The sequence below is a fragment of the Corynebacterium sp. P4-C1 genome (assembly GCF_030503595.1).
Taxonomy (GTDB): domain Bacteria; phylum Actinomycetota; class Actinomycetes; order Mycobacteriales; family Mycobacteriaceae; genus Corynebacterium.
In genome coordinates this window covers 931,756-951,079 of sequence record NZ_CP129966.1, presented here as the reverse complement: position 1 = coordinate 951,079, position 19,324 = coordinate 931,756, and the positions used below count along the sequence as shown (strand labels likewise).

Sequence of the window (19,324 nt, the reverse complement as noted above, 5' to 3'; positions counted from 1 at the left end):
AGTCCTTTGCACGCTGTGGAACACTGGCTTCATGGCAGAAAGCACCACCGGACCAGTACATATTGCCGTCGAGCAGTCTACCGGAGTGATCACTCTGGACAGACCCAAGGCGTTGAACTCCATCAACCCGGAGATTCTCTTTCCCGTCATCGAGGCGCTCGAAGCGTGGCGCGACGATGATGCGGTGGAGCAGGTCGTGGTGGCGTCGACAAGCAAGCACTTCTGCGCGGGCGGCGACGTCCGCTATGCACGCGAGACGGTCCTCGACGGCCGGGGAGAGGAAGCTGACGAGTTCTTCTCCCGCGAATACGGGATGAACCTGATGATTTCGGAGTATCCGAAGCCGTATATCTCGCTGATTTCCGGCGTCGTCATGGGCGGCGGGCTCGGGCTCTCCGCCCACGGCAGCCACATCGTGGTCACCCCGGATGTGTCGGCGGCGATGCCGGAGATGAATATCGGCTTCTTCACCGACGTGGGAATGAGCCACCGGTTGCAGAACCTGCCTGGAAAGCCGTCGCTGGACCTCGGCATGTTCCTCGCACTGACGGGGTACCGGATGAACGCCGGCGACATGATGGCCACCGGGCTGGCAACCCACCTCGTGGAATCACTCGACGGACTCAAAGACAGAATCGTCGCTCAGGGAGCGGGGGTACTGGATGAGGTGGCGGTCGCGCCCGGGGAGTCGGAGCTGGAGAAGCTCTCCCCGCTTATCGACGGACGGTTCAGCTCCCCCTGGTCCGAAATTGCGAACACCATTGATTCCGACCCGGAATTGGTGGCGGTCGTGGCGCCGCTGCTCAAGCAGGCATCGCCATCGTCGCTGGTAGCGACGGCGGAGCTGATGATGGCTAATTCCAGGCACGATCTGGCGGCCGCGCTGGACAACGAACGCCGCTACGCCGAAATGCTCCTCCGCGAGCCGGATTTCAGCGAGGGCGTGCGCGCTGTTTTGGTGGACAAGAGCAACGACCCGTCGTTCGCCCCCGAGCCAGGTCCGGAAAAGTACCGGGACGTACTAGAATAAGGGCCGTTTGAGCAACGTGACATGTGAAAGGACGCAGCGTGAACGCTGAAAGCCCGGTCAATCCGAACCCGCACGACAACCCGATGGACGACTGGAACCACAAACTGCAGCTGGCACAGGAGATGCTGCCGCTGATCAGCCAGCTCCACCGCGAGAACAACGTGGTGACGTCCATCTATGGCCGTCTCCTTGTGGGCATGACGGACATCGAGATCATCAAGGCGCACCGCTACGCCCGCCGTGTCGTGGCGCGCGAGCTGCCGCTGGACGCCACGCTGCCGATCCTTCGCGAGCTGACCCAGATGAACCTGGGCACCGCCTCCATCGACTTGGGCCGCCTGGCCAAGAACTACTCCCGCACCGAGGGTGCGGAGCTGCGCTCCTTCCTCGAGGAGGAGCTGGCTGAGGTCATCGGCGCCGACAGCCACCGCGTCCCGCGCGATGTCGTCCTGTACGGCTTCGGCCGCATCGGCCGCCTGCTGGCCCGTATCCTCATCGCCCGCGAGGCACAGTACGGCGGCGTGCGCCTGCGCGCCGTGGTCGTGCGCAAGAAGGGCGACGACGACGTGATCAAGCGCGCGTCCCTGCTGCGCCGTGACTCGGTCCACGGGGCCTTCAACGGCACCATCACCGTGGACAAGGAAAACGAGGTTATCTGGGCCAACGGCACCCCGATCCAGATGATCTACTCGGACGACCCGGCCGCCATCGACTACACCGCGTACGGCATCAACGACGCGATCGTGGTGGACAATACCGGCCGTTGGCGCGACCGCGCCGGCCTGTCCCAGCACCTGCAGTCCAAGGGCGTGACCCGCGCACTGCTGACCGCGCCGGGCAAGGGTGACGTGAAGAACATCGTCTACGGCATCAACCACGCCACCATCGACGACTCGGAGCAGGACCGCGTTCTGTCCGCCGCGTCTTGCACCACCAACGCGATCACCCCGGTGCTCAAGGTCGTCAGCGACCGCTGGGGCGTCAAGCATGGCCACGTGGAGACGGTCCACTCCTACACCAACGACCAGAACCTGGCCGACAACTTCCACAAGGGCCCGCGCCGCGGCCGCGCCGCCGGCCTGAACATGGTGCTCACCGAGACCGGTGCCGCCAAGGCAGTGTCGAAGGCTCTCCCGGAGTTCGAGGGCAAGTTGACCGGTAACGCCATCCGCGTTCCCACCCCGGACGTGTCCATGGCAGTGCTCAACCTGGACCTGGACTCCGAGGTCGACCGCGAGGAGGTCAACAACTACCTGCGCCGCGTGTCCACCGACTCGAACCTGCGCCAGCAGATCGACTACATCCAGTCCCCGGACATCGTGTCCACCGACTTCGTGGGCACCACCCACGCCGGAATCGTGGACGGCCTGGCCACCATCGCCTCCGGCAACCACCTGGTGCTCTACGTCTGGTACGACAACGAGTTCGGTTACTCCAACCAGGTGATCCGCATCGTCGAGGAGATCGCGGGCGTCCGCCCGAAGATCCTGCCGACCCGCAAGGACCCGCAGGAGATCCGCTAGGGGGGAAGTAACAGTGCTCAAACTCACGGGCAAGGTTCAGGATTACGCCTGGGGCGACACCAGCAGCATCGCCACCTTGCAGGGCCGAGCGCCGTCCGGCGGGCCGGAAGCGGAAGCCTGGTTCGGGGCGCACCCGTCCGCCCCGTCCGGGACCGCTTCGGGGCTGCTCGACGAGGTCATCGCGGCGGACCCCGTGAGTGCGTTGGGCACGGAGGGGACACTCCCTTTTCTGGTGAAGTTGCTGGCGGCGGAGCGGCCGTTGTCGATTCAGGCGCACCCGTCGATAAGCCAGGCGCAGGAAGGCTTCGCGCGCGAGGACGCGGCGGGCATTCCGCGCGGTGCGGCGCACCGGAATTACAAGGATCGTAACCACAAGCCGGAGGTCCTGATCGCGCTGACGCCGTTCAGGGCGATGGCGGGGTTCCGGCCGCTGGAGGAGACGGTTGCGCTTCTCGACGAGCTCGCGGTGCCGCAGCTCGAGAACGACCGGGCAGTGCTTGCCGACGGCAGCGTGGACGTCGAAAAGCGTCTCCGCACCGTGCTCTCCGGTTGGCTGGCGTTCGACGACCCGGTGCCCGTCGTGGAGGCTGTGCTCGAACGCGCCGCGGAACTCAACTCGGATGTCGCGCGCAACCTGGTCTTCATCGGCGAGGAATTCCCCGGCGATGTGGGTGTGCTGGCGGCGCTGCTGCTGCATCACGTCGAGCTGGCCCCCGGTGAGGCGCTTTTCTTGCCCGCCGGAAACATGCACGCCTACCTGAGCGGATTCGGCGTGGAGGTCATGGCGAGTTCCGATAATGTGCTGCGCGGCGGGCTGACGGCCAAGCACATCGATGTCGCCGAACTTGAAGACATCGTCATTTTCGAGCCGATCGACGATCCGGTCCTGGAACCCGACATGACCGTGGAGAACGGAGTAGCGTGCGCGCGTTTCCCGATTCCGGTCCCGGATTTCGCGGTGACGCGGTGTACGGCTGAATCCGGTTCTCTCGAGCTGAGCCGCGGTCCGGCGATCGTTCTCGCGGTGGCGGGGAAGGTCCGGCTCGGTGAAGAAACGCTCGGCCCCGGCGAAGCTGCGTTCCTCGCCGCCGGGGACGGAGAAGTGACGGCGGAATTCACCGCTGGCGGCGATATCTTCGTGGTCCGCCCCGGTCAGCGGTGGGCGTCAATGCACTCGGAGTAGTACTCCACGAGCTTTACTGTGGCGGCGCGCCAGGACCAGCGCTCCGCCTCCGCGCGGGCGGCTGTGCGCATGCCGGGGGAGTCGGCGGCGCGGATGAGCGCGTCGGCCCACTGTTCCGGGGTGGCGTCCTCGTCGACGAGAATGCCTGTCTCGCCGTCATCGATGACGAAAGGAATGCCTCCGGCGCGTGCGCCCACCACGGGAACGCCTGAGGCGAAAGACTCGAGCGCGACCAAGCCCAGCGTTTCCGTCAGCGACGGGAAGGCGAAGACGTCGGCCGAGGCGAACGCCTGCGCCAAGGACGTGCCGGACATGTAACCGGTGAAAACGGTGTACTCGGGGTCGAAGGATTCTTTCATCTGCTCCAGCTGCGGCCCCGCCCCGATCAGGGCCAGACGGGCGCCAGGAAGCTTCCCGCGCAGTACCTGCATGACCTCGTTGAGGATGCCCAGGTTCTTCTCCGCGCTCATGCGGCCGACGTAGACGACCAGCGGGGCATCGGGGTTACCGCCGGTGAGGCGCATGCGCATCGCCTCGGAGTAATTGTCTGGCCGGTAGCCGTCGGTGTCCACAGCTTTCGGCCACACGGCGAGGTCCCGGAAGCCGTAGCCCCGCGCGGTGTCCAGCATCGGTGCGGAGGTGACAAGGTTCTTGTCCGCCCGGTTGTGCATAAGGCGGATGATGCCGGTGGCGGGCTTCTTCAGCACACCGATCTTCAGGGCCTCGGTGTAGGCGGGCACATCGGTGTGGAAAGAGGCGAGCAGCGGGATCCCGAGGCGCTTAGCCGTGAGCGCGCCGTAGCCGGCGAAGAACACCGGGTTGACCGCGTGCACGACGTCCGGGTTGAAGGCCTTGAGTGCCTTCGCCACGCCCGGGGAAGGAAGACCGACCTTGATCTCCGGGTAGATGCGGTGGAGGGAGAAGCTCGGGGCGCGAACCACCGGGAAGCCGGCGTAGGTCTCCGGGGTGTCGCCGGTGGCGAAGATCATCACCTCGTGGCCCATTTCGGCGAGCTGGTCGATGGTGCGGATCACCCTCGTGACCACCCCGTCAATCTTGGGCAGGAAGACCTCCGTGAAAATCGCGATGCGCATTAAGCGTTCTCCGGAACACCCTCAGATTGCGCGCTGGTCCACAAGGAGCGAGCCGGGATCTTGCTGCGGTCGGCTCGGCCGGCGTATTTCTTGGCCACGTCCTCCACCTCCTGCAGCAGGCCCTCCGCGAGCTTGGTCGGTTCGAGGCCCAAGCTCAAGAAGGTGTCGTTGGAGACATGCAGCTCGTTCTCCGCCGATTCCTTGCGGGGGTTGGGCACCAGCGCGTATTCGGCCCCGGAGATCTCTGCCACGAGCTCGGCGAGGTCGCGGACGCGGTGGGTCTCCGTCATTTGGTTGAAGATCTTGACACGGTCGCCTTTCGCCGGCGGGTTCTCCAGCGCGAGCTGGACGCACTTGACCATGTCGCGGATGTGGATGAAGGCGCGGGTCTGCCCGCCCGTACCGTGAACGGTGAGCGGGTATCCGATCGCCGCCTGCATGAGGAAGCGGTTGAGCACCGTGCCGTAGTCGCCGTCGTAGTCGAAGCGGTTGATCAGGCGCTCGTCCCGCTCCGTCTGCGGGGTGTGCGTGCCCCAGATGATGCCCTGGTGCAGGTCGGTGATGCGCAGCTCGTCATTCCTGGCGTAGTACGCGAACAGGTTCTGGTCCAGCACCTTGGTGAGGTGGTACACCGAGCCCGGGTTGGTGGGGTAGAGGATCTGCTGGTCGACGAGCTCTTCGCCGTTGTCGACCTTGATGTCCAGGTAGCCCTCCGGGATCTTCATGCCGGCGGTCCCGTAACCGTACACGCCCATCGTGCCCAGGTGGACGATGTGGATGTGCAGTCCGGATTCGACCACGGCGACGAGCAGGTTGTGGGTGGCGTTGACGTTGTTGTCCACCGTGTAGCGCTTGGTCACCGGAGTCTTCATGGAATACGGGGCGGCGCGCTGCTCGGCGAAGTGGATGATCGCGTCGGGGCGGTACTCGTCGATGAAGGATTTCAGTCCTTCGTAGTCCTGGGCGACATCGATGTTGCGGAATTCGATGGTCTTGCCGGAGACCTCGTGCCATGCGGCGGTGCGCTCGTCGATGGATGCGATCGGGGTGAGCGATTCCGCGCCCAGTTCCTCGTCGATCCGGCGGCGGGACAGGTTGTCCACGATCACGACATCGTGGCCGATGTCGGAGAGGTGGAGGGACGCTGGCCAGCCACAGAATCCGTCGCCGCCGAGAACCGCGATTTTCATGTGTCAACCTTTCTATTTCCAAGCTTCTCGGTCACGTTACCTGGGAACGGGCGATCGCGCCGGGTAAGCGGAAAACGGCCACAGCGCGCGCCAATCCATGTATGTTTCGGGTATGAAATAATACTCGGGAGACATCATCATCGTGGGGGCCGGCCTCGCCGGGCTGGTGGCGGCACACGAAGCGGTCAAGGCGGGACGCCGCGTCGTGTTCGTGGAGCAGGAGAGCCGGGCGAACCTCGGCGGACAGGCATTCTGGTCGCTGGGCGGCCTGTTCATGGTGGGCACACCGGAGCAGAAGCTCGTGGGGGCGAAGGACTTCGAGGACCTTGCCTGGGCTGACTGAGAGAATTCCGCGGACTACGACGACGAGGACTACGACCGTTGGCCGCGCGAGTGGGGCCGCGAGTACGTCCGCTTCGCGTCCAACGAGATGCACGGCTACCTCAAGGATCTGGGGTTGCGCGTGCTGCCGACAGTCGGGTGGGCAGAGCGCGGTTCGGGCGACGCCTCCGGTCACGGCAACACAGTGCCACGTTTCCACCTGACGTGGGGTACGGGTCCCGAGGTCGTGCGTGTGTTCCGGGAACCAGTCGAGCGTGCGGAGCAGGCGGGCAAAGTCGAGTTCAAATTCCGCCACCGCGTCGACGGCATCATCGTCGAGGACGGCCGTGCGGTGGGGGTGAAGGGAGTGAAGCTGGCGGATGACTCAAGTGACCGAGGCGCCGCCTCGAACAGCGACGAGGTCGAACCTTTCGAACTGCGCGGCGCGGCCGTGGTGATCTCCACCGGCGGCATCGGCGGCAATCTGGCGAAGGTGCGCGAGATGTGGCCGGAAGACCGCTGGGGGCCGTGCCCGAACGACATGGTCACCGGTGTGCCGGAGCACGTCGACGGTCGCGGAATCGATATCGCGGCGCTCGCCCACATCGGCAGGACCGGTCACGGGTATTCGTGGTTCATCCTCAACCAGCACATCGCGGACAAGGAATTCATTTTCTCCGGTTCGGAACAAAACCCGGATCTTACCGGCAAGTCGTTGAAGAAACTCGCGGGCAAGGTAGGGCCGGGCACGCACCCGGCGGTGAAGGCGTTCATGGACAACGGCGTGGACTGGGTCACTGCGGACACAGTGGAGGACTCGGTACGCAAGATGAACGAACTCGGCTCCGACGGCATAGAGGTCGACGTGGATCTGGTGCGCAAGCAGCTCGTCGAGCGCGATGCGCAACTGACCAACAACTTCTCCAAAGATGCGCAGGTCAACTACATCCGCACCGCGCGGAATTTCCTCGGGGACAAGATCGTGCGGTGCGCGGAGCCGCACCGTCTGCTCGATCCGAAGAAGGGGCCGCTCATCGCGGTGAAGTTGCACGTGCTCACGCGTAAGACGCTCGGCGGGATCGAGACGGACTTGGGCGGTAGGGCATTGCTTGCCGACGGCTCCGTCTTCCCCGGCCTCTACGCTTGCGGCGAGGCGGCCGGTTTCGGGGGCGGCGGAATGCACGGCAAGAATGCGTTGGAGGGAACCTTCCTCGGCGGCTGCATCCACTCGGGCAAGCGGGTGGGGGAGCACGCCGCCGCGGATAATTAGCGCTGCCAGTGGAGCGCCGCAGTAGCTGCCTGCCCGCGAAGGCGGTCCTTGTCCTGGTCGGGGATGAGCGAGCCGCCGGTGAGCCACACGAGGTGGGTGGCGGTGTCGGGGACATCGGGAAGACGCCACGGAATGGTGAGACCTGCGGTGGCTGACGGCTCGGCGATGATGCCGGCGCTCCGCTCCAACCAGTTGACGGCGGCCAGGAAAGTGGTGTCGGAAAGTGTGTGGAAGCCGCTGACGAGGTGCGCCGCGTGCTCCATCACGAGCGGGGAGGGCCGTTGCACCGCCAGCCCGTCGGCGACGGTCCGGCCGGACAGGCCGTAGTCGGCGCAGGTGACATCCGGGTTCCCGGTGAATGCGCCGAGCGTCATGCACGGGCTAGCCGTCGGTTCGACGAAATGGCAGGAGACAGCCTCGCCGAAAGCCATCTTCAGGCCGAAGGTGACTCCGCCTGCGCCGCCGCCGACGCCGCAGGGGAGATAGACGAACAGCGGGTTCTCGGGGGTGAACGTCTGGCCGGCTGCGGCGAACTGCTCCTTGAGTCGCTGGCCAGCGACGGCGTATCCGGTGAAGAGGCCGAGGGAATTCTCGTCGTCGATGAAGAAAGCATCGCCCGCGCTCTCCCGTGCCGCGGCCACGGTCTCGGTGAAGAGTCCGCGGTGCTCCACCACAGTCGCCCCACGGGAACGGAGCAGGTCTTTCTTCCACTGCTTCGCGTCCGTCGACATGTGGACCTCTGTGTCGAATCCGAGCAGGGGGCCGACGGTGCCGATGGACAGCGCCAAGTTGCCGGTCGAGGCGACGGAAAGTCTGCCGTACCGCTGCTCCTCCGCGAGGCGGAAGACTTCGTGGACGCCGCCGCGGGCCTTGATGGAGCCGCTGATCGGCAGCGAGTCGTCGCGCTTGACCCAGAGCTGGCCAGGTAGATCGCGCTCCATGAGGCGCGACATGAAGTCCTTGGTCTCAGGAACAGGGGCGAGCTCCGACTCGATGGTGCCGTCGCCGGTCTCTGGGAAATGGTCGGCCACCCAGGGGGCGAAGCGATCAAATCGGGCGGATGCCTCGTGGACAGCTTCAACCACGTCCGGCGCGAGGGAAGACGAGTCGGGGGTGGGGGTCCAGGAGATCTCGTGCTGGGCGGACAAGCCGTCGATAAGCGAGAGCGGTGTACGCGTCGGCGGGGTGGGTTGAGCTGGGCGGTCCCAAGGCATGGTCATGGGGATCCATTGTACGAGTAGCGCAGGTGTAGAGTTACGTGGGTCACATTTCCATGCAGGAGGGAGACAGATGATGAACGCGCAAAAGTCTCGACCGCAGCTGGTCTTCGCCAGTGTTGTGGCCTTTCTCATCACGGCGGGGTGGTCGGCGAACCACTTCGCCTCCGTCCTGGTGGTCCTACGAGAAAAACAGGACATGTCCACGCTGCTGGTCAACAGCGCCTACGGGATCTACGCCCTCGGACTGTTTCCGTGCCTGATTGCCGGCGGTCTGGTCGCGGACCGTTTCGGCTCAAGACCCGCGGTGATGGTCGGCGCGGTGGTGGCGGCGCTGGGAAATATCGCGCTCATGTTTTGGCAGGAGGTTCCGGCCGTTCTGCTCGGCGCGAGGTTCGTCATCGGCCTCGGCGTCGGGCTCGTGGTCAGCGCGGGCACCGCGTGGGCGGGACGTTTGCGGGGAGCAGCGGGCACGACGCTCGCAGGCATTTTTCTGACCTCCGGCTTCATGCTCGGACCGATTGCATCGGGCATCATTGCTCACCTCGTCAGCGCGCATAACGCGATCTACATCCCGTACATCGCGTCGATCCTGCTGTCGTTCGCGGCGGTGGCATTCTCCGCAATGGTGGGAGACGTGCCGAACACCCGCGAAGTAGTGGTGGAGAAGGAGGAAGAAGAGCAGGGGGTCCGCGCACCCGCGCACGAGCGGTCGGCGAAGAAGGCGCTGGCCACGGCATTCCCGATGGGGCTGTGGGTGTTCGCGTCGATGACCAGTGCCATCGTTGTGCTGTCCGGGCGTGTGGGGCAGCACTTCGAATCCAGCGCATTCCTACCCGGTGTGGCGGCTGTTGTGGCGTTCGGCTCCGGCCTTGTCATCCAGGCGCTCGGGCGGCGCTTCGAGTTCGGGCCGTCCTCCGGCGTCGTCGGGGCGGTGTGCTCTGCTGTCGGAATGTCGGTGGCGGCGGTCGGCGGGGCGGCTCCGTCGGTGGCGATGTTCGTGGTCGCGTCGATGTTCCTGGGGCTGGCCTACGGGCTGTGCCTGCGGGAGGGGCTGCTCGACGTGGAGACGTTCAGCCCGCCGGAAAAGCGCGGTGCCGTCATCGGCATCTACTACGTGGCCACCTACATCGGTTTCGGGTACCCGCCGCTGATCGAGTGGCTCGCTGGTTACGTCGGCCCCTCGTCGCCGTACTGGGTACTGGCGGCGCTGGCCCTGTGCTCGGCGGTCATCCGCACCGTCCAGATCCGCTCGGGGTACCTGCGGCGCGGCTAAGGCTCGACGATGAAGGCCACGTTCGTCGTGGCCAGTTCGTGCTCCCCGGGGCCGGCGGGCAGGGCGCGCAGTTCGGCCTCGGAGTCCCGGGAAATCGGAATGAGCCAGCCCTGGTTCGGGTCGAGGGCGGGCGGGCCGGATACGCCCGGCTGAAAGGTCACGGGGCGGGAGTCGGGGGAGGTCAGGCGCAAGGGGGCGTCGATAAGTGTAATGCTCCTGAACGCGTCCGCGTCGACGGTGACGACCACCATGATGTCGTCCGATTCCGGGCTGAGATTCGCGGTGTGGACCGACAGGGTGCGCGCGCGGACGACGGCGGTGCGGGTGCGCTTCTTCGCGAAGACGAGCGCGACGACGATGAGCGGGACCGCGATCAGCATGAAGATGATCACGAGGATGAGGATCGGTTCCCAGATGCTCGTTTGAAAACCGAGATCGCTATTTTGTGCCCATGACATGGCCCAACCCTACAACGGTGTGGCCCGGACTCCCGATAGTGTGAGACGCATGAGCCAGGAAACTCCGGGTGAGGATACAGAAACCGTGGTGCACGCGGCGGAATTCGTGCAGCACTACGGTCTCGGGGAGATCGAGGTTCTCGGGCCCCGTCAGACGCGGCCGGAACCGCTGCGCCGCGGTAACTGGCTGTCCTGGAAAGCGTGGAAACTCGTGCTCGCGCGCACCGTGTTCGACTTCGGCCCGTTGGCGATCACCGACCGTGGGGCGACGATGACGTATTTCAGCGTTACAGCTTTCGCGCCGCTGCTCCTGGCGTTCTACTCCCTGGTGACCCTGCTGTTTCCCACCGACGAGGCAGCGCTGCACGAGATGCTCGGCGGACTTATCGACGAGGCCGTGCCTGAGACCCTCCGCCCCCAGGCCTTCGAGCTCGTGCTCACCGTGGTGGGCAGCCCCGCGCAGAGCACCGTCGCGCTGGTGCTGTCGATCGTGGTGTCGCTGCTGGCGGCGTCCGCGTATGTGCGGGCGTTTTCGCGCTCCACGAATGTCATTTACGGCCGGTCGGAAGGGCGCAACCTGGTGGTGACGTGGGTGACCATGTGGGCCATCACGCTGCTGCTCGTGCTCGGACTCATTGTCGTGGTGGCGGCGCTCGTGCTGCGCGAGTCTATCGTTGACGCGGTGTTCGGCCCCATTGCGGAACCACTCGGGCTCACCGGTGCAGTGAATTACGTGAAGCACATTTTGTTGCCCGTGTGGGAATGGGCGCGGTATCCCGCTGTTGTCGTGGCGGCGGTCGTGCTCGTGTCGTGCCTGTTCTATTTCGCGCCGAATGTGCGGCCCGGGCGGTACCGGCCGCTCACTGTCGGGGCCATCTTCGCCATGCTCGTCATCGGCGCCGAGTGGAGTCTCTTCGGTTGGTACCTGTCCACCTTCGGGCTGCGCAGTGCATACGGTGCGTTCGGGACGGTGCTGGCCGTGCTCGTCGCGGTGTGGTGGATGAATATCCTGCTACTGCTCGGCGTGAAGATCGACGCGGAGATCCTCCGGGCGAAGGAGCTGCAGGCAGGCTACGACTCCGAAGAGATGATCCAGGCGGCCCCGCGCGCCCAAGATGCGGTGCTGTGGCAGCGCAAGATCAGCCTGTGGCTCCACCAATTAGCGGAAGAAGTCAAAGAAGATTCGCGGGCAAAAACACAAAATAGAGGGTGAAGTTCCTTAAACTTGTGAACCATGATTGACGCACGCGATACCGCCCTCGTGATTGAGGGCGGCGGAACCCGAAACTCGTACACCGCCCCCGCGATCATGAAGCTCATCGAGGAACGTGCGCGATTCGGCTGGGTTGGCGGCGTGTCTGCTGGTGCGATCCACGCCATCAACTTCTTGTCCGGGGACGCGAAGCGCACCGAGGAAGCATTCACCACCTTCATGGGGCACCCGAAGATCGGCGGTCTGCGCTCGCTCGCGCTCGGGCGAGGTCTGATGAACGCGGAGTTCATGTTCCAGGACCGTGGCGGCGAACTGCCGTTCAACCTCGAGGCGTTCAAGGCCAACGAGACCCCGATCCACATCGAGGCAGTGCGCGCTGACACCGGCGAATCTGTCGTGTGGCAGAACGCGGACCTGCAGGACGAGGACACTATCAACCTGGTCATGCGCGCTTCCTCCACGATGCCGATGCTCATGCCGATGGCGAAGATCGACGGTGTGCCCTACGTTGACGGCGCGCTCGGCGACGACGGCGGCTTGCTCGTTGGGGCGGCTGAGCGCGCCGGATTCACCAAACTCCTCGTGCTGGCCACGAAGCCGCGGGATTACGTCCGTGAGCCAGTGAACCGTCCCGCCATGATCCGCCGCATGTTCCCGAAGTACCCGGACGTAGCCCGCCGCACCATCGGCCGACCGGATGCCTATAACAAGGCCAAAGCCCGCATCGACGAGTTGGCGGAGCAGGGCAACGCCTATGTCTTCTACCCGGAGCAAATGATGGTGGAAAATGCCGAGTTCAAGGTGCCCAAACTGCAGAAGAATTTCGCCGCGGGCAAGGAGCAGTTCGACCGCGAATGGGGCGCGATCAAGGAGTTCCTCGAGAACTAATCCGCGGTTCGACCTAGAATCGTCCGCATGATCGACGCCACCGACACCGCTTTAGTCATCGAGGGTGGCGGGATGCGCAATTCCTACACTGCGCCGGCGATCGTCCGCCTGATCGAGGAAGATGTCCGTTTCGGCTGGGTCGGGGGAGTCTCAGCGGGTGCGGCGCACGCGGTGAATTACGCGTCGCGGGATGCGCACCGGGCGAAGGAGTCGTTCACGAATTTCGTTGCGCACCAGAAATTCGGCGGGTGGGTCTCGCTCGCCCGCGGCAACGGCTACTTCAACGCGGAGTTCATCTACGAAGGGTCCAACGATATTTTGCCGTTTGACTGGGAGACCTTCGACGCCAACCGCGACACTGAGGTGCACATCGAGGCCGTACGCGCGGACACCGGCCACACTGTGACGTGGAACCGCAAGGACCTCCATTCAACGAAGCTCATCGGGCAAGTCACCCGCGCTTCGTCGACGCTGCCGAAGGTCATGCCCATGGGCAGCATCGACGGCATCCCTTACGTCGACGGTGCGCTCGGGGTATCGGGAGGCTTGCTTATCGACGCCGCACTCAACGCCGGCTTCTCCAAATTCCTCGTCCTGGCCACGAAGGAGCGGGATTACGTCCGCCCCGACAACACCAGGCCGATTGCGACGCGACGGCTGTTCACTAAGCATCCTGCGGTAGCGGAAGCGTTGATCGCGCGCCCGCCGCGCTACAACGCTTCCAAGGACAAGATCTTGGAGCTGGAAAAACAGGGCAAGGCCAAAGTTCTTTTTCCCGATGCCATGAGCGTGGACGCTTCGGAGCGCAACGTGGGCAAGCTCAACGCCAACTATCTGCTGGGCAAAGCGCAGATGGAGCGCGAATGGGACGGGTGGATGGACTTCCTTGCGTGACCTCTTCGTGACACGATGCCTATGAAATTTTGAGGAAGAAGCTGTTGTGGCGGAAAGTGCAGCGCGTGCGTCCAGAGAAAACTCAAAGTCTGCGAGCTGCGACGTTAATGATCTTGTGCTCTGATCTGACAGTTGTAGCGTGAGTTTCACCGCGGTGATCGGAAAGTAAATCCAACGACAGCCCCCGGCAAAACAGCAAAACAGCGAACACGTGGGACAGAAAGCGTATGGAAATCATGACTACCCAGCGACGAGGAAACACGACCGCAAAGGCATTCGCAGGTGCCGCGCTAGTCGGCGCGGCGCTGATGAGCCCCAGCATCGCGACTGCCCAGGAAGCAGTGCCAGCCGACAATTGCGCCCCCAACCCCAGCGCCCCCGAGATCGCTGCAGCCACCAAGCAGCTCAACGACGAGCACCACACCGACCGTGGTGGTTGGACATACGCGGGCGGTTCCACCTTCAGCCCGTGTGCGGACCTGAGCTACGCCCTCACCAAGCAGGGCGGCCAGGGCAACGGTGAAGAGACGAATGTGCTGCTGCTGTTCCACAAGGGCCAGTATGTCGGCATCGACTCCAATCACCCGCAGACCATCCAGCACATCACGCCGCACGATGACGGCACCTTCACCGTCGTCTACCGCGACGTCGAAGCCCAGATGGCTGCCGGCGCACCGAATTCGGATGCCAGCAAGTTCACCACCGAGGTGACCTATTTCTGGGACGGCGACAAGGTCGGCCACCACGGCAGCATCCCGAACGAGTCCTTCCCGGAGTTCTAGACAACAGGACTCTTCCGCGGTAGCAAGCGGCGCCCGACTGAATGAAAGTCGTGCGCCGCTTTTTGTGCCGGGCGTAGTCTCCTGAAGGATGAAGAACCCATCGAGCATTGCACAAACCGCTGCAGCGCTGCTCCTTATCGGGGCAGCCGTCGGCGGCTCAACCGCTCACGCCGAGACTCAGTCTGCTCCTACGGGGACGCGCCTGATGCACCGCGACATCAACTCCTCCGACTCGGTTCCCTGGGCGGGGCCGAACATGGCGGGGAAGATCAACTGGTCTGTGCCGCTCGGAACGTGCTCGACGACGTTTCAGGCATCGGACGGCATGGTGCTGGCCCTGTGCACCAAGTATGTGGGCACGGAACAGAAGCAGAAGAACGCACTGGGATTGGACCTGGGATTGGACACCGTGGTTCCGTCGGTCGTCCTCTTCGATCCGGAGACCGCCCAGCCGCTGGCCACGCTGGAATTGCAGAAGACCTCTCTGCTCGGCGGGGTGTACGGATACTTGGACGAGCACGACAACGTGGTCATCGCCGAAGGCACCGATGTCCTCCATATCGGGCACCGGGTTGAAGGCGGGAAGTGGCAGTTGAGCGTCGATAAGCGCATGCCTCTCGGCTTACCTTCCGGAACGTCACTCGGCGGCCTTGCACCGGATCAAGCGGGGCGCACCTGGTTTGTCACCAAAGACTCGACGATCGGACTCATCGACGAAGGGCGCGTGGTCACCCGCCCGCTCGCACAAGCTCCGGGAGGGGAGACCATCGCGAACGGGCTGACCGGCAGGCCGGACGGCATGAGTGTGCTCACCAGCCACTCCCTGAACGAGGTCGAATACAAAAACGGGAAGATCGAGCTGAAATGGCGGCGCGATTACGACCGCGGCAGCGCCCGCAAACCCGGGCAGCTGTCGTGGGGATCGGGGACTACACCGACAGTCTTCGGACCCGACGGGAAATGGGAAGCGATCGTCGACAACGCCGACGGATCCCCGAACCTCATCGTCGTCGATGCCGATACAGGTGAGGATGTGTGCGTCATGCCGGCGTTCACTACGAGCGGCCCGGGCACGGAGAACTCCCTGATCGCCAGCGGAAATTCGCTGTTCATCCCGTCCACCTACGGCTTCACGTATCCGCCGAGGGCAGTGGAGGGGAAAGCGGACCCCGAATTCGCCCCGTTTACGGGCGGCCTCGCACGAATCGACGTCACCCCAACGGAAAGCGGCGCTCACTGCGAGAGGAAGTGGGAGAAACCGCGCAAGATAGAGACCTTGCCGGTGCTTACCGAGCAGGACCGCACAATCTGGTCGCTGAGTTCTGATCCCGCACGACTGCGCGTGGATCTCGTCGGTGTCAGCGCTGATACGGGCGAAGAAGTGTCTCGGCGCCAGGTGGGTTCGTTGCCAGCGGATTTGCCGATGCAGCTCACCGGCATGGTCACTCCCGACGGGGCATACTGGCAGGGGACAGTGACCCGGATGCTCCGTCTGAAATAGCTAGTCGGCGACGAGGAGGACTCCACATCGGTCCAGCTCTACCAGCCGCCAAAGGAGCCCCTCGATTACGCTATGACGAAGGCGGTGTTCAACAACCCCGCTAAGGTCACTCCCGTTTCCAGTGGAATCTGCGTCACCGATGGCGCACCGACTCGGTAGAAGCGGCTTGAAAACCACTGCCTGAAGAAATTGGAAGGTGCTCATGCTCAATCACCGTCAATACACCCGCCGGTTCCTCGCCGGGCTTTCCTTTTCGTGTGCTGTTTTCCTCGCAGGATGTAGCGACGACACTATCGCGGAGCCGCCGCTCCAGTCCGTTGATTCCAGCGTGAAAGCTACCGACGGGGCGACGAGCAGCACTACCATCACGACGCTTTTCGAGACAGAGACTGAGACTGAAGCAGGGCAATCCGAACAAGAGGAGCCTGAGAAGCATGAAGAATGCGATACGGACCCGGCTTCTCCCGAGATCCACAAAGCCGTCGATGAGGCCAACGAGGAATACCCGAATAAGTTCGGGGGCTGGAAATTCACGGGGCGCACCAACTTCGACTCGTGTGCCGATTTGAGCTACGCTTTCGTGACCCAGGCGGAACAGGGAAACGCGCAGTTCGGCACGCTGATCCTCATGTTCCACAAGGGCGAGTACATCGGCGTTGATTCGCTTTACCCGCAGCAAGCGATGGAGATCACACCGAATGACGACGGCAGCTTTACCGTGTTGTACAAAGACTGGGAAGCGTTGGATGAAGCTGGCGCAGGCAACGCTGAATCGCCGAATTACAACAGCACTGTTACCTACTACTGGGACGGCGACAAGGTCGCCCACGACGGGCGGATCCCGAACACCTCTTTGACACCGCAGTAAGGGGAGCGGCTAGTCGGCGACGAGCGGCTCCATGGTGAGTTCCGGGTGCTCCTTTTCGATGAAGGCGAGCTTCCACTTGTCGCCGAACAGGGCGATGAGCTCGCCGTCGGTGCGGGTGAAGATCTCCACGCCGCGCTGGCGGCCCAGCTCAGGTGCGGATTCGGCGTCGGTGCGGCGGGCAACGGAATATGGGATCGGTTCGGTGACCGTCTCGACGTTGTACTCGTTTTCCATCCGGGCCTGCATGACCTCGAACTGCATGGGGCCGACGGCGGCCATGACGGGGGCGGCATCGCCGCGGGCGTCGTTGCGCAGAATCTGCACGACACCTTCAGCATCCAACTGCTCGAGCGCCTTGCGGAACTGCTTGTATTTGCCCAGCGACTTCGCACGCAGGGTGCGGAAGTGCTCGGGTGCGAACTGCGGCATCGGCGGGAACTGGACCTTCTTGCCTGAGTAGATGGTGTCGCCTGGGGCGAGCGCGCCTGCGTTTACTAGGCCGATGATGTCGCCAGGGAAGGCCGTTTCCACTGTGTCGCGGTTGCGGCCGAACACGGTGAGGGCATACTTCGTGGAGAAGCTGCGCCCAGACTGGGCGTGGATGACCTGCATGCCGCGGTCGAATTCGCCGGAGACTACCCGCATGAACGCCAGCGTGTCGCGGTGGTTCTTGTCCATGCCGGCTTGGACCTTGAACACCACACCCGAGAATTCGTCGCCGACCTCGCGCTCGGTGTCCATCGCGGTGGTCGACGACTCCACTGCCTTCGGGTCGGATTCGCGCCCTTCCGGCGCGGGGGCGATGGCGCACAGCGTGTCCAGGATCTGGTGCACACCGAAGTTGAGCATCGCGGAGGCGAAAATCAGCGGGGAGGTCACGCACTGCTCGAAGAGCTGCTGGTTGTGCACGGCGCCATCGGCCGCGAGCAACTCCGCCTCCTCCACGGCGGTCTCCCACGCATCCTCCTCGCGGGCGAGGGCGTCGCCGGGGGAATACTCCTCCTCCGGGGCGATGGTGGAGCCGCCGGCGGTGCGGATGAAGTGGATATACTGGTCGGCCTCACCGTCGTCGTTGATGTGGGCGAGCCCGCGGAAATCTCCTGCTTCACCGACTGGCCAGTACAGGGGAGTGGGCTGGAGGTCGATCTCGGTGACGATCTCGTCGACAAGCTCGAGCGGCTCGCGCCCCACGCGGTCCCACTTGTTGATCACGGTGACGATCGGCAGGCCGCGGGCCTTGCACACGCGGAAGAGCTTGAGGGTCTGTGGCTCCAGTCCCTTCGCGGCGTCGATGAGCATGACTGCGGCGTCGACGGCGGACAGCACGCGGTAGGTGTCTTCCGAGAAGTCCGCGTGACCCGGGGTGTCCACCAGGTTGATCACGTAGGGCTCGCCGTCCTGGCCCTCCGGCAGATACTCGAACTGCAGCGCGGACGACGCGATCGAAATGCCGCGGTCTTTCTCCATCTCCATCCAGTCGGACACCGTCGATTTGCGGTTGCCCTTGCCGTGCACCGCGCCGGCCTCGGAGATGATGTGCGCGTGCAGCGCCAGCGCCTCCGTCAACGTCGACTTACCGGCGTCCGGGTGGGCGATGACGGCGAACGTGCGGCGGCGGGCGGCCTCGGAAACGGTGCTCATGACCTGTAGAGGGTAGTCGCTCCGGCAGCGGCAGGGCTAACCAGTGCGGGGCAGTGGAATCAGAGTAGGGACTCTGCGAATAGTGCCTGGTCGATCGCGATGCCGACGGCAGCTCCCGCTCCTGCGGCTTGTGAAACCTGGTCGGGGGAGCTGATCACATTGCCGGCGGCCCACAGCCCAGCCTGTGATGTCAGCCCACGCTCGGTGTGAACCCACCCGTCAACAACATCGCACCCGGCTTCGCGCAACAGCTCATCGTTCGGTTGGAAGCGTGGACCTGTGAAGCAGGAATCAAAAGTGGTCTCGTTATTGCTGGTGCGAATTGTGACAGCAGAACGGCTTGCGTCGGCCGCGTCCACTGAAACGACAGGCTCCTCGGTGACGGTGATTCCCAGCGATGTGAACAACCCGCGTTCTTCCGCAGGAAGTTCAAGACCGTTCGCGAAGAACGTCACTTTTTCTGCCCATTTGGTCAGGAGCTTAGAGATGTGGAACGTGAAACCGGGGTTCTCTCCGCCAATCACCGCGAGGTTCGTTCCTCTCTCCTCGTACCCGTGGCAGTAAGGACAGTGGAAAACACGTTTCCCCCACAACTCAGGCAGACCGGGGACATCAGGGAGTACATCTGTGATGCCGGTGGCGACGAGAACGTGGGAAGACTTTACAGCCTCTCCACCAGTCAGCTGGACCGACCAACGAGACTCGCCGTCATGCGACTCCGTCAGCTTGTTCGCGCGTTGAGGAAGAATCGTTCCGCCGAACGACACGAATTCTTCGTGAGCTCTAGAAAGAAGCTCCGAGGGATTGATCGAGTCTAGGCCAAGGATGCCGTGGGCGTGCTCGCTGAAGCGGTTGCGGGGCTTACCCTCGTCAACCAAACAAACCGAACGATTCGCTCGCGCCAAATTGATCGCGGCCGCCGTGCCGGCAAAGCCTCCGCCGATAATGGTGACGTCCATGCTGTAGCCCCCTGGA

At 63.9% G+C, this 19,324-nt stretch carries 16 protein-coding genes and 1 pseudogene; 11 read left to right on the top strand and 6 right to left on the bottom strand.

Features of this window, described 5'->3' with window-relative positions; translation table 11 throughout:
• Positions 1-31 precede the first annotated feature (31 nt).
• From QYR03_RS04500 to manA, 3 genes are all read left to right on the top strand, one after another.
• Positions 32-1,030, top strand: a complete 999-nt coding sequence (locus QYR03_RS04500; protein WP_301713084.1) for a 3-hydroxyisobutyryl-CoA hydrolase — start codon at positions 32-34, stop codon at positions 1,028-1,030.
• A gap of 83 nt (positions 1,031-1,113) precedes the next feature.
• On the top strand, positions 1,114-2,553 hold the full coding sequence (locus tag QYR03_RS04495) for a glyceraldehyde-3-phosphate dehydrogenase (RefSeq protein WP_301713125.1): 1,440 nt from the start codon (positions 1,114-1,116) through the stop codon (positions 2,551-2,553).
• Positions 2,554-2,566: 13 nt separating this feature from the next.
• Positions 2,567-3,736, top strand: coding sequence for a mannose-6-phosphate isomerase, class I (gene manA / locus QYR03_RS04490; protein ID WP_301713085.1), 1,170 nt, complete (start codon positions 2,567-2,569; stop codon positions 3,734-3,736).
• Here manA and QYR03_RS04485 read toward each other — a convergent pair.
• Positions 3,706-4,830: a glycosyltransferase family 1 protein gene (locus QYR03_RS04485; RefSeq protein ID WP_301713086.1), complete on the bottom strand. Its 1,125-nt coding sequence runs from the start codon at positions 4,828-4,830 to the stop codon at positions 3,706-3,708. The genes manA and QYR03_RS04485 overlap by 31 nt on opposite strands.
• Complete coding sequence (locus QYR03_RS04480) at positions 4,830-6,020, bottom strand: NAD-dependent epimerase/dehydratase family protein (RefSeq protein ID WP_301713087.1); 1,191 nt, start codon at positions 6,018-6,020, stop codon at positions 4,830-4,832. Before QYR03_RS04480 ends, QYR03_RS04485 begins: the two co-directional genes overlap by 1 nt.
• A gap of 133 nt (positions 6,021-6,153) precedes the next feature.
• On the opposite strand from QYR03_RS04480, the pseudogene QYR03_RS04475 reads away from it, so the two are divergent.
• A pseudogene (locus QYR03_RS04475) lies at positions 6,154-7,611 on the top strand (FAD-binding protein).
• Here the strand turns inward: QYR03_RS04475 and QYR03_RS04470 are convergent.
• On the bottom strand, positions 7,608-8,831 hold the full coding sequence (locus QYR03_RS04470; protein ID WP_259851567.1) for a D-serine ammonia-lyase: 1,224 nt from the start codon (positions 8,829-8,831) through the stop codon (positions 7,608-7,610). The pseudogene QYR03_RS04475 and the gene QYR03_RS04470 overlap by 4 nt on opposite strands.
• A gap of 73 nt (positions 8,832-8,904) precedes the next feature.
• Here QYR03_RS04470 and QYR03_RS04465 point away from each other — a divergent pair, with 73 nt between their 5' ends.
• On the top strand, positions 8,905-10,104 hold the full coding sequence (locus QYR03_RS04465) for an MFS transporter (protein WP_259851602.1): 1,200 nt from the start codon (positions 8,905-8,907) through the stop codon (positions 10,102-10,104).
• Here QYR03_RS04465 and QYR03_RS04460 read toward each other — a convergent pair.
• Positions 10,101-10,562 carry a hypothetical protein gene (locus QYR03_RS04460; protein ID WP_301713088.1) on the bottom strand — a complete coding sequence of 154 codons (462 nt, stop codon included), beginning with the start codon at positions 10,560-10,562 and terminating at the stop codon, positions 10,101-10,103. The genes QYR03_RS04465 and QYR03_RS04460 overlap by 4 nt on opposite strands.
• A gap of 49 nt (positions 10,563-10,611) precedes the next feature.
• On the opposite strand from QYR03_RS04460, the gene QYR03_RS04455 reads away from it, so the two are divergent.
• The 6 genes from QYR03_RS04455 to QYR03_RS04430 all read left to right on the top strand — a co-directional run bounded on the left by QYR03_RS04455 (position 10,612) and on the right by QYR03_RS04430 (position 16,708).
• The gene (locus QYR03_RS04455) at positions 10,612-11,775 is read left to right on the top strand and encodes a YihY/virulence factor BrkB family protein (RefSeq protein WP_301713089.1); all 1,164 of its coding nucleotides are present in this window, start codon (positions 10,612-10,614) and stop codon (positions 11,773-11,775) included.
• Positions 11,776-11,796: 21 nt separating this feature from the next.
• A complete protein-coding gene (locus QYR03_RS04450; protein WP_301713090.1) occupies positions 11,797-12,663 on the top strand; it encodes a patatin family protein in 867 nt (288 codons plus the stop codon).
• A 27-nt stretch (positions 12,664-12,690) separates the two neighbouring features.
• Positions 12,691-13,557 carry a patatin family protein gene (locus tag QYR03_RS04445; RefSeq protein WP_259851571.1) on the top strand — a complete coding sequence of 289 codons (867 nt, stop codon included), beginning with the start codon at positions 12,691-12,693 and terminating at the stop codon, positions 13,555-13,557.
• 236 nt (positions 13,558-13,793) lie between these two features.
• Positions 13,794-14,339, top strand: a complete 546-nt coding sequence (locus QYR03_RS04440; RefSeq protein WP_301713091.1) for an LppP/LprE family lipoprotein — start codon at positions 13,794-13,796, stop codon at positions 14,337-14,339.
• 88 nt (positions 14,340-14,427) lie between these two features.
• Positions 14,428-15,840 carry a hypothetical protein gene (locus QYR03_RS04435; RefSeq protein WP_301713092.1) on the top strand — a complete coding sequence of 471 codons (1,413 nt, stop codon included), beginning with the start codon at positions 14,428-14,430 and terminating at the stop codon, positions 15,838-15,840.
• Between the two features lie 202 nt (positions 15,841-16,042).
• Positions 16,043-16,708 (top strand): LppP/LprE family lipoprotein, encoded by a 666-nt coding sequence (locus tag QYR03_RS04430; protein ID WP_301713093.1) that lies wholly within the window; start codon positions 16,043-16,045, stop codon positions 16,706-16,708.
• Positions 16,709-16,717: 9 nt separating this feature from the next.
• On the opposite strand, the gene QYR03_RS04425 is transcribed toward QYR03_RS04430, so the two are convergent.
• Entirely contained in the window at positions 16,718-18,349 is a 1,632-nt protein-coding gene (locus QYR03_RS04425; protein ID WP_301713094.1) for a peptide chain release factor 3, read from the bottom strand.
• Positions 18,350-18,408: 59 nt separating this feature from the next.
• Complete coding sequence (locus QYR03_RS04420) at positions 18,409-19,308, bottom strand: NAD(P)/FAD-dependent oxidoreductase (protein ID WP_301713095.1); 900 nt, start codon at positions 19,306-19,308, stop codon at positions 18,409-18,411.
• Positions 19,309-19,324 lie beyond the last annotated feature (16 nt).